This window comes from Faecalibacterium langellae (assembly GCF_002549775.1).
Lineage (GTDB): Bacteria > Bacillota > Clostridia > Oscillospirales > Ruminococcaceae > Faecalibacterium > Faecalibacterium langellae.
Genome location: NZ_NMTR01000030.1, coordinates 1 through 2,006, shown reverse-complemented (window position 1 = coordinate 2,006; position 2,006 = coordinate 1). Strand labels below are relative to the sequence as shown.

The 2,006-nt window shown below is 31.7% G+C and carries 4 protein-coding genes; 3 read left to right on the top strand and 1 reads right to left on the bottom strand.

Annotated features, from left to right (window positions below):
• Positions 1-75 precede the first annotated feature (75 nt).
• From cas2 to CGS49_RS13340, 3 genes are all read left to right on the top strand, one after another.
• Entirely contained in the window at positions 76-420 is a 345-nt protein-coding gene (cas2, locus tag CGS49_RS13350; protein ID WP_023909843.1) for a CRISPR-associated endonuclease Cas2, read from the top strand.
• Positions 410-1,069 (top strand): type II-A CRISPR-associated protein Csn2, encoded by a 660-nt coding sequence (gene csn2 / locus CGS49_RS13345; RefSeq protein ID WP_014608593.1) that lies wholly within the window; start codon positions 410-412, stop codon positions 1,067-1,069. The genes cas2 and csn2 overlap by 11 nt, the downstream gene beginning before the upstream one ends.
• Positions 1,070-1,509: 440 nt before the next feature.
• Positions 1,510-1,749, top strand: coding sequence for a hypothetical protein (locus CGS49_RS13340; protein WP_014727646.1), 240 nt, complete (start codon positions 1,510-1,512; stop codon positions 1,747-1,749).
• A 37-nt stretch (positions 1,750-1,786) separates the two neighbouring features.
• Here the strand turns inward: CGS49_RS13340 and CGS49_RS13335 are convergent.
• Positions 1,787-2,006: DMT family transporter (locus tag CGS49_RS13335; protein ID WP_143405875.1), on the bottom strand; the 220-nt coding region annotated here is incomplete at its 5' end.

The window sequence follows — 2,006 nt, the reverse complement described above, 5'->3', positions numbered from 1 at the left end:
CATTGTTAGTGATTATACAAAAAAAGTTATAAAAGCGTTAAATCAGTTAGGTGAGGAAATTCCTGAATTTAGAATATGAGTTATAGATATATGCGAATGATATTAATGTTTGATATGCCAACAGATACTGCTGAAGAGAGGAAAGCGTATCGTAAGTTTAGAAAGTTCCTCTTAAGTGAAGGTTTTATCATGCACCAGTTTTCGGTATATAGTAAACTGTTATTAAATCATACCGCCAATACAGCAATGGTTGGACGACTTAAAGCTAATAATCCTAAAAAAGGAAATATAACAATACTAACAGTTACTGAAAAGCAATTTGCCCGTATGATTTATTTGTACGGAGATAAAAACACAAGTATTGCCAATTCAGAGGAAAGGTTAGTGTTCTTAGGAGATAATTATTGTGATGAAGATTAATTTTTCACTTTTGGATGAGCCTATGGAGGTTAATCTGGGGACAGTTCTCGTAATTGAGGATGTGAGTGTGTTTGCTCAGTTAGTCAAGGAATTCTATCAGTATGATGAACAATCGAATTTAACAATATTTGATAGTAAAATAAGGAGTATAAGGTCCTCTGAATTACTTTTAATAACGGATATTTTAGGTTACGATATTAATACTTCTCAGGTATTAAAGTTGCTTCACACAGATATTGTAAGCCAGTTGAATGATAAACCTGAAGTTAGATCAGAAATAGATTCTTTGGTATCATTAATTACTGATATTATAATGGCAGAGTGTATAGAAAATGAACTAGATATAGAGTATGATGAGATTACACTTTTAGAACTAATTAAAGCATTAGGTGTCAGAATCGAAACTAAGTCTTGTACGGTTTTTGAAAAAATATTTGAGATTTTACAGATTTTTAAATATTTAGTTAAAAAGAGAATTTTAGTATTCGTCAATAGCTTGTCGTATTTTTCTAAAGATGAAATTTATCAAATCTTGGAATATACAAAGTTATCACAAGCTGATGTATTATTTTTGGAACCTAGACAGATTGAAGGGATTCAACAATTTATTTTAGACAAGGATTATATTTTGATGCCCTATAATAACTAGTAAATTAGTAATAAGTATAGATAGTCTTGAGTTATTTCAAGACTATCTTTTAGTATTTAGTAGTTTCTGTATGAAGTTGAATGGGATAATCATTTTGTTAGAGAGTAGATTATAAGGATTTGATAGAGGAGGAATTAAGTTGCTTGACATATGATTATTAAGAAATAATCTAATATGGTGACAGTCACATCTTGTCTAAAACGTTGATATATAAGGATTTTTAAGGTATAATAAATATAAAATTGGAATTATTTTGAAGCTGAAGTCATGCTGAGATTAATAGTGCGATTACGAAATCTGGTAGAAAAGATATCCTACGAGGTTTTAGAGCTGTGTTGTTTCGAATGGTTCCAAAACTTTTGTTATCACAATTTTCGGTTGACATCTCTTAGAACTCATCTTATCATAAAGGAGTCTAGTATTAAAATATGAGAAGGAACATGTTATACGAATATCCAGCTATTTTTCACACGATTGAGGAAGCTTGCAGGATTAGTTTTCCCAATTTTGGTCGGATTATTCAGGTAGCTTCTTTATTTAATGTTATGACGAAATCGTCAGTATTTTTGGCTTATATTATTTATTATTATGTGGACCAGGTCTTGCCTGATTTGACGGCAGTAAGTAGTATTCCTAATGAGAAAGAGCTTGTGGTTTTGATTCAGTTAGAACTTGATTGACAGCAAAAAACTCTTGGAGGATAAATTTCCAAGAGTTTTAATTTTTATTAGCCACATAGACTCCAAGGACTACCAAGATTCCCGCTAAGATTTGTAACTGTGAGAAGGGCTCTCCTAAGAAGACTACAGCAGCTAGAATTGAGATAATCGTTGATATGCCAATGAAAGAAGCAGTTCGGTTAACCCCGATAGTTGCGATAGCAAAATTTGAAAGGATATACCCTATAACACTACACCCCAATCCTTGGTACAGGATG